Annotated in this window: 8 protein-coding genes and 3 tRNA genes; 4 read left to right on the top strand and 7 right to left on the bottom strand. The window is 44.8% G+C overall.

Translation table 11 applies throughout. The features are described 5' to 3' along the window. Window positions 1-238: 238 nt before the first annotated feature. The 3 genes from Q4519_RS14065 to Q4519_RS14055 all read right to left on the bottom strand — a co-directional run bounded on the left by Q4519_RS14065 (window position 239) and on the right by Q4519_RS14055 (window position 539). A tRNA-Leu gene (locus tag Q4519_RS14065) sits at window positions 239-323 on the bottom strand. A 21-nt stretch (window positions 324-344) separates the two neighbouring features. Then, window positions 345-420: transfer RNA gene (locus Q4519_RS14060), tRNA-His, on the bottom strand. Window positions 421-462: 42 nt separating this feature from the next. Next, window positions 463-539, bottom strand: a tRNA-Arg gene (locus Q4519_RS14055). Window positions 540-759: 220 nt separating this feature from the next. On the opposite strand from Q4519_RS14055, the gene folD reads away from it, so the two are divergent. Continuing rightward, on the top strand, window positions 760-1,617 hold the full coding sequence (folD, locus tag Q4519_RS14050) for a bifunctional methylenetetrahydrofolate dehydrogenase/methenyltetrahydrofolate cyclohydrolase FolD (protein WP_232801080.1): 858 nt from the start codon (window positions 760-762) through the stop codon (window positions 1,615-1,617). A 75-nt stretch (window positions 1,618-1,692) separates the two neighbouring features. Here the strand turns inward: folD and cysS are convergent, their stop codons facing one another. Next, window positions 1,693-3,069 (bottom strand): cysteine--tRNA ligase, encoded by a 1,377-nt coding sequence (gene cysS, locus Q4519_RS14045; protein WP_303513231.1) that lies wholly within the window; start codon window positions 3,067-3,069, stop codon window positions 1,693-1,695. A 274-nt stretch (window positions 3,070-3,343) separates the two neighbouring features. On the opposite strand from cysS, the gene Q4519_RS14040 reads away from it, so the two are divergent. From Q4519_RS14040 to Q4519_RS14030, 3 genes are all read left to right on the top strand, one after another. Continuing rightward, window positions 3,344-3,838 (top strand): peptidylprolyl isomerase, encoded by a 495-nt coding sequence (locus tag Q4519_RS14040; protein WP_232801075.1) that lies wholly within the window; start codon window positions 3,344-3,346, stop codon window positions 3,836-3,838. Window positions 3,839-3,848: 10 nt separating this feature from the next. Further along, window positions 3,849-4,595, top strand: coding sequence for a UDP-2,3-diacylglucosamine diphosphatase (gene lpxH, locus Q4519_RS14035; protein WP_336623449.1), 747 nt, complete (start codon window positions 3,849-3,851; stop codon window positions 4,593-4,595). Window positions 4,596-4,739: 144 nt separating this feature from the next. Then, window positions 4,740-5,336 (top strand): Yip1 family protein, encoded by a 597-nt coding sequence (locus Q4519_RS14030; protein ID WP_232801072.1) that lies wholly within the window; start codon window positions 4,740-4,742, stop codon window positions 5,334-5,336. A 66-nt stretch (window positions 5,337-5,402) separates the two neighbouring features. Here the strand turns inward: Q4519_RS14030 and purF are convergent, their stop codons facing one another. The 3 genes from purF to dedD all read right to left on the bottom strand — a co-directional run bounded on the left by purF (window position 5,403) and on the right by dedD (window position 8,318). After that, a complete protein-coding gene (gene purF / locus Q4519_RS14025) occupies window positions 5,403-6,920 on the bottom strand; it encodes an amidophosphoribosyltransferase (protein WP_232801070.1) in 1,518 nt (505 codons plus the stop codon). Window positions 6,921-6,938: 18 nt separating this feature from the next. Next, on the bottom strand, window positions 6,939-7,427 hold the full coding sequence (locus tag Q4519_RS14020; protein WP_232801068.1) for a CvpA family protein: 489 nt from the start codon (window positions 7,425-7,427) through the stop codon (window positions 6,939-6,941). Between the two features lie 108 nt (window positions 7,428-7,535). After that, entirely contained in the window at window positions 7,536-8,318 is a 783-nt protein-coding gene (gene dedD / locus Q4519_RS14015) for a cell division protein DedD (RefSeq protein ID WP_303513224.1), read from the bottom strand. Between the last annotated feature and the right edge of the window lie 3 nt (window positions 8,319-8,321).

The raw sequence follows: 8,321 nt of genomic DNA, 5'->3' as shown, positions 1-8,321 counted from the left end.
GGTCGATACCCTCTGGTCCCACTCTCTATGAGCTTCGCGACGATGCGCTACCAGGCTGCGCTAATCACCGAACTAAAACTGTGCGCTGGTATATTGTAGAGGGTCGATACCCTCTGGTCCCACTCTCTATGAGCTTCGCGACGATGCGCTACCAGGCTGCGCTAATCACCGAACTAAATCTTGCTTGGAGGCTTGCTTATGGAGCAAGTTAACGTCTGTCCAACTCATTGACGTTAAATGGTGCGGAAGGAGAGACTTGAACTCTCACACCTTGCGGCACTAGAACCTAAATCTAGCGTGTCTACCAATTTCACCACTTCCGCATTTTATCTTCTTGAAGAAGATGGGGCGAATGACGGGGATTGAACCCGCGACAACCGGAATCACAATCCGGGGCTCTACCAACTGAGCTACATCCGCCGCTATATCTCTAACCGTTTAACTGAATTCATTCAAATTAAATGGCGCACCCTGAAGGATTCGAACCTTCGACCTACGGCTTAGAAGGCCGTTGCTCTATCCAGCTGAGCTAAGGGCGCATACTGTAAGCGCTAAAGGCTTTGCAACCGCTTAGTGCCTGACAACGGGGCGGGATATTACTGAGTTGAGCCCAGTTGGTCAAACACTTTCTTTAAAAAATTTGCTGTTCGCTCAATTGTTAATCAGCATGCATAAGGGTTGTACGAATTGGCTGACAAGCTTTCGTTGTTCTGCCACAATATAAGCAGTTTTAATGACAATAAAAGAGTAGCAAAATCAATGTCTGCGCAAATAATTGACGGAACAGCCATCGCTAAACAAATAAGAACAAATGTAGCTGAGAAAGTGCAACAACGTTTAGCCTTAGGAAAAAGAGCACCCGGTTTAGCGGTAGTATTAGTAGGGCTTGACCCCGCTTCGCAAGTGTATGTAGGCAGTAAACGCCGTGCCTGTGAAGAAGTAGGCTTTGTATCTAAGTCTTATGATCTCCCCGTTACTACCTCTCAAGAAGAGCTATTGTCATTAATTGATAGCTTAAACGAAGATGATACAGTCGATGGCATTTTAGTACAGCTGCCACTACCTGAAGGACTTGACTCTACTCAGGTAATCGAACGCATTCGTCCTGATAAAGATGTTGATGGCTTTCATCCTTACAATGTAGGCCGCCTAGCGCAGCGTATTCCACAGCTTCGTCCTTGTACACCGAAAGGTATCATCACACTGTTTAATAGCACCCAACAAGCGCCACACGGTAAACATGCAGTCATTGTAGGGGCTTCTAACATTGTTGGTCGTCCGATGATGTTGGAATTACTACTCGCGGGCTGTACTGTCACTTGCTGTCATCGCTTCACCGTTGATCTTGAACATCACGTGCGCCAAGCCGATTTACTGGTTGTTGGTGTAGGAAAGCCTAACTTTATTCCTGGTGAATGGGTGAAACAGGGTGCTACGGTTATTGATGTAGGTATTAATCGCCTTGAAAACGGCAAGCTAGTGGGTGATGTGGAATTTGAAGTAGCACGTCAGCACGCCGCTTTTATTACGCCAGTACCGGGTGGCGTTGGCCCAATGACGGTCGCGACGTTGATTGAAAATACTTTAGAAGCTTGTGAGTCTTTCGATAAGGCTTAAGTGAAGCGGTGATAAATAACCAATAACAAAAACGGAGGCTAACGCCTCCATTTTTTATTCGTGCATTAAGTAAAATTAAGCTTTGCGCCAAGTAGTCTTACCTGCGCTGTCTTCAAGCACAATATTCATTGCGTTAAGCTTATCTCTGGCATCATCAGCACTGGCCCAATCTTTAGCGGCGCGAGCATCGTTACGTTGTTTAATCAACGCCTCAATCACAGCCACCTCATCATCTGACTCACCGCCTTGCAAAAATTGCTCAGGATCTTGGTACAGTAAGCCTAACACCTCAGCGTAAGTTAATAACTCAGCAGCCAGCGCTTGGGCCTTATCACCGTCGCTGTCTTTAACTTTGTTAATTTCTTTTGCTAGTTCAAACAATACTGGCAGCGCTTCAGGCGTATTAAAGTCGTCATCCATTGCCAGCTTAAACTGCGTAGCATAAGGCGAATCGGTTGCTGCGGTGCTCGGCGTAATACCGCGCAGAGCGGTATATAAACGTTCGAGGGCTGAACGCGCCTGCTTTAAGTTGTCTTCGCTGTAGTTGAGCTGACTGCGATAATGGCCTGACAATAAAAAGTAACGCACCGACTCAGCATCGTATTCAGCTAACACATCACGAATAGTGAAAAAGTTATTCAGTGACTTGGACATTTTCACTTTATCAACCTGCACCATGCCAGAGTGCATCCAAGTGTTAACGTACTCGCCGTTATGGGCACAGCACGACTGCGCAATTTCATTCTCATGATGCGGAAAGGCTAAATCTGAACCGCCGCCATGAATATCAAATACTTCACCTAAAATTTTGTTATTCATTGCGCTACATTCAATGTGCCAACCTGGACGACCAGCGCCCCATGGAGACTCCCAACTGGGCTCACCCGGCTTAGACATTTTCCACAATACAAAATCCAGAGGGTCGTTTTTACTTTGCTCTACTTCAACGCGCGCACCCGCTTGTAACATCTCTAAATTCTGTTGGCTGAGCTTGCCGTAATCGGCAAATGAGCTAACCGAAAACAAGACGTCACCTGTGCTCGATACATAAGCATTGTTTTTAGCTATCAGTTTTTCAATCATCTCAATCACATCATCCATGTGATTGGTCACGCGTGGCTCAAAATCAGGCCGGCTAATATTTAAAGCATCAAAATCATCGTGCATGGCTTGGGTGAAACGAGCGGTTAGCGCGTCGCAGCTTTCACCATTTTCATTAGCACGTTTAATAATTTTGTCGTCAACGTCGGTAATATTGCGCACAAAGGTTAAATCGTATCCAGCATAGCGTAGGTAACGTGCAACCAAGTCAAACGCAACAAACGTACGGCCATGACCGATATGACAGTAATCGTAAATGGTTACCCCACACACATACATGCCAACTTTGCCGGCGGTTAAAGGTTTAAATTCCTCTTTTTGACGTGTCAATGTGTTGTATATCTTGAGCATCTGTTCCTCGATACTAAATAGTGGGGACAAAAATCGCATTCTACCGTGAGCGACGCTTAAATTCACCTGTTACGGGCAATTGCTTGTTAACAGCCTGCTCATATACCCAAGCACCTCACCAACAAAAAATATGTATGCATTGTCCAACCTGCCTCATCGCCTATTTAAATTCAGCTAAATGCTAGGGTTTTGATGCGGTTTATCCGAAGCGGTGGTTTTCCCGCTGCTTTGCTTAGGTTAGAATACGGGCCTTATTAATAGGTAAGGTAACAAAATGATCACGTTAACAACTAACCACGGCGACATCCAAATTGAACTCGATTACGAGAACGCGCCGGTAACCGCTGAAAACTTTGCACAATACGTTAAGGAAGGCCATTACGATGGCACTATTTTTCATCGTGTAATAGACGGTTTTATGGTTCAAGGTGGTGGTTTTGCTTCAGGCATGGATGAAAAGCAAACGCGCGCGCCGATCAAAAATGAAGCGAACAATGGCCTATCTAACAAAACGGGCACGTTAGCGATGGCTCGTACGATGGACCCACACTCAGCCTCTGCTCAGTTTTTTATCAATGTAAACGACAATACATTTCTTGATTTTAAATCTGAAACAACTCAAGGCTGGGGCTACTGTGTATTTGGTAAAGTAGTTGCTGGCATGGAAGTTGTTGAAGCAATTAAAGCAGTTGCAACAGGTAACTACGGCATGCACCAAGACGTACCACTAGAAGAAGTGGTTATTGTTAGTGCGACTGTTGCTGAATAAGTAGTTGATAATGAGCACCTATTTTATTGCCGATTTACATCTAACTGAATCTCGCCCTGATATCACGGCGTTGTTCCTGCAGTTTTTGGCTACTGAGGCGCGTCAAGCCGATGCCTTATATATCTTAGGTGACTTATTTGAGATTTGGTTGGGGGACGATATTCAAACGCCCCTAACTGAACAGGTTGCAAAAGCCCTATCTGATTTAAGCCAATCAGGGGTTCCTTGTTACTATATTCACGGCAACCGTGATTTTATGCTCGGAGAGCGCTACGCACGCCTTTGTGATATGACTATCTTGGCTGAAAAATCCTTAGTACAACTCTATGGCGAAACCGCATTATTGCTGCATGGAGATACCCTTTGTACCGAAGATGAGGCATACCAAAATTATCGTAAATGGGTTTATAAACCTTGGTTACGGATGCTGTTCTTAGCGTTGCCAAAGTTTGTCCGCGCTAAAATTGGCGAGAAAATCCGCACCAGCAGTAAAAACCAAAGCAAGGAAAAACAGCAACAACGCAAAGAGATCATGGATGTGTACCCACCCGCAGTACAAGAAGATTGCCTTAAGTTTGGCGTAAACCTGATGATCCATGGTCACACTCATCGGCCAGCAATACACGAGTTTGAGATTAATCAGAACCCCGCAACTCGTATTGTATTAGGGGACTGGTATGAGCAAGGTAGCATGTTATTAGTTAACTCGGCTGGCAAGCAACTTATCTCACAACCCTTTCTTAACGATAAAGGTTAATTTTTAGCCAAATTTGCCTGTCGCTTCAAACCTCGACTAAAGTTAGAGCAGTGGAAAAATGTTACTTAGTTGTAAAATTTAACACTTGATCTACTTATTGGATGTGTAACGTATACATCTAAATCATTGGACGAGGGACAGATTATGATACTTAACCATATTTGGGGATTATATGCCCACCCAAAAACTGAGTGGCATACTATAGATCGTAACCATGAAAGCATCAGTGCCAGCTTAAGCCATATTTTGATAATTGCCTTAGTGCCTAGTGTGTGTATGTTTTATTCCACTGCTTTTATTGGTTGGAGTATCGGCGTTGGTGACCCCATATTCTTATCAGTCAATAGCGCCGCGATGATGTCAATCGCAACCTACTTTGCGTTAGTCACTGGTGTCTTTGCCCTCGCCTACCTTACCAATTGGATGAGCCAAACCTTTGGGGCAAAACCTAATTTTGTTCATGCTCTAGAGCTTGCCGCTTATACGGCAACCCCCTTGTTTATGGTCGGCTTTGCTGCCCTCTACCCACACCCTTGGTTTATCATGCTGGTGGGCTTTGCTGGTTTAGCTTGGTCAATTTACCTGCTCTACACAGGTGTACCTATCTTGATGCATATTCCAGAAGATCAGGGCTTTATTTTCGCAAGCTCAGTGGTCACGGTCGGGCTAGTATTATTAGTGGCGATTTTAGCGAGTACCGTCATTTTATGGTCAGTCGGGTTTGGGCCTGCGTTCATTTAATATATTTCAGCAATAAAAAAGGCTACTCTAGGTAGCCTTTTTATTAACCTCTGAAGCAATTAAAGGTTATGCTCCTTCGTTATGCATCTCAAGGTTAGCAATTTCTTCTTTTTGCTCACGGAGTTCTTTGGCATCGTCGTTGCGTAAGTTATTGAGATAATCAAGGTAGTCTTGGTCAATGTCTTTAGTTACGTATTCACCGTTAAACACTGAAGTTTCAAACTTAGTAATTTCTGGGTTTTGGACTGAAACCGCTTTAACGAGGTCTTTTAGATCTTGAAAGATCAAGCCATCAGCACCAATGTTTTGACAAATTTGGTCAACATCGCGGCCGTGGGCAATCAGCTCGTTTGCCGTTGGCATATCAATCCCGTATACGTTAGGGAAACGAATTTCTGGTGCCGCTGAAGCGAAGTACACTTTTTTAGCACCTGCGTCACGCGCCATTTCAACGATTTGCTCACTGGTAGTACCACGAACAATCGAATCATCAACTAACAATACATTTTTACCAGCAAACTCGGCATCAATAGCGTTAAGCTTACGGCGCACTGATTTACGACGCTGAGTTTGGCCCGGCATGATAAAGGTACGGCCAATGTAGCGGTTTTTCACGAAACCTTGACGATATGGTAGCTCAAGCTGGAGTGCAATTTGCAGCGCCACATCACAAGAGGTTTCCGGGATAGGAATAACCACATCAATATCAAGATCGTCCCACTCACGCTTAATTTTATCACCTAAGGTTTTACCCATTTCTAGGCGAGCGCCGTATACCGAAATATTATCGATAGTGGAGTCAGGGCGAGCAAAATATACATATTCAAAGATACACGGACAGTAGTCTGGATTAGCAGCACACTGTTGCGTATGTAGCTCACCTTTTTCGGTAATATATACCGCTTCGCCAGGCACCACATCGCGAATAAACTCAAAACCAATGGCGTCAATCGCAACACTTTCAGAAGCCACCATGTACTCAGTTTGGCCGTCTTCTGCAACACGTTTACCCAACACTAAAGGACGAATGCCATTAGGGTCACGAAATGCAATCAAACCATGTCCATTTAAAATGGTCGCCACGGCGTAAGCGCCAAGGGCTTGCTCGTGTACTTTGCTGATAGCAGCAAAAATATCAGCAGCATCAAGCTGGTCTTTATCAACACGGGCTAATTCATGTGCTAGCACGTTTAACAGTGTTTCAGAATCTGACGTGGTGTTGATGTGACGACGAGATTTAATAGCAACTTTCGCCAAATCAGGAGCATTGGTTAGATTACCGTTATGGGCTAAAGCCATGCCGTAAGGAAAGTTCACATAAAATGGCTGCGCCTCGGCGGCACTTGAACTACCCGCTGTTGGGTAGCGCACATGGCCAATACCGATATTTCCTTTTAAGCGCTGCATGTGTTTTGACTCAAACACATCTTTGACCAAACCATTGGCTTTACGCTGCTTAAAGTTACCTTCTGAAATAGTCACGATGCCTGCTGCATCTTGACCTCTGTGCTGCAGCACAGTTAATGCATCATAGATGCTTTGATTAACAGGGGTAGATCCAACGATGCCGACAATACCACACATGTCTCTTGTCCTTGTATTTTAGGGGCTGGTTAAAAAACTGGAGGAGGTTTTCACATACTCAAAAAACCACTCGATGACTATGCCAAATTCAGGTATTAAGGTTGACGCTTGCCACCAAGGTGTAGTTGGGAAGGCGGTAAACGAATCCATAAAAAACAGTAATGCACTAACGATTAGCGCGCCGCGAATGGCGCCAAAACAGATACCTAGTACTCGGTCTGTGCCTGATAGGCCGGTTTTAGTGACGAGTTGGCTAATAATGTAGTTGACGAGCGCCCCAAGCAATAAGGTGATAACAAACAAAGCAGCGATAGCAGCGGCATTGCGGATCATGGGGTCATTGATATTTGTGAATAAGGTAGCAAGATCGGAGTAAAATTGACTGGCAACAAAAAAGGCAGCAAACCAGCTGGCCAGTGAAAAGGCTTCTTTGACAAATCCCCTCACTAAACTGATTATCGCTGACAAACTGATAATCCCGAGGATGGCGTAATCTATCCAGACCATTTATTTACCCGAACGTGGTTAATCCTGTTGGACAACCTAGCTAAAAAACGCCGCGATTCTATCACCCTTGTTAACAAATTGCTTGCAAAAAATGGCATTAGATCACACTTAGCCAAGAGGGTTGTAGGCAATAACACGCCCTTGTAACCCAGTCAGTTCCTTTAATGCAGGCAATTTTTGTTCTAATTTTTGTGCCGATACATCAGGACCAACAAATACCTTGTTAATACTTTGATCCGTCACCACTGCCGGAATAGTGTGTACTGTATAGCCCGCTTTCTGTAACTTTTTCACTAAGGCTTTAACGTTAGCAGCATTTCGAAAAGCGCCAAGTTGAACGACCCATGCCGCATCTTTAAATTCGGCCTTAGCTACCGGAGCGACGGGCTTAACTACGCCCGCTTTCAGTGGCTCTGGCGTTGCCGTTGACTCAACCTTTGCCACTTCTGGTGCAGGGGTAGGCTTCACCTTCGTCACTTTCACCGACTCTGGCGTAGCCTTAATAACGGCTTTTTCTACTGGTTTAGCTGTGACTATTTTTATCGGCTCTGGTGTCGGGTTAGTTGTTTGTACTTTTTCCGCCGTATCAGTCTGAGCGGTTTGCGCATTGTCAGCAGGCTTATTGACTGGCTCGACATCATCTTGCGCTTTAATAACAACCGCATCGGGCAAGGTTTCAATCTCAAACTCAGTATCTTCTTCACTCAAATCAGCGGGCGGCTGATAAGCTTGCTGCTGGCTCGGCTCTGCCATCTCAGGTTGGATTGGAATAGCCACAAATTCTTCCCGATATGATTCTTTCTGGCCATCTAATAAATTTGGCAAAAATAAAACTGCCAACGCAACTAATATAATGGTACCGACTAACCGATTTTGAAACTGAGTTGCCACGCG

The organism is Motilimonas sp. 1_MG-2023 (assembly GCF_030547455.1).
Taxonomy (GTDB): domain Bacteria; phylum Pseudomonadota; class Gammaproteobacteria; order Enterobacterales; family CBDFNC01; genus Motilimonas.
This window is presented reverse-complemented; position numbering and strand designations above follow the sequence as displayed.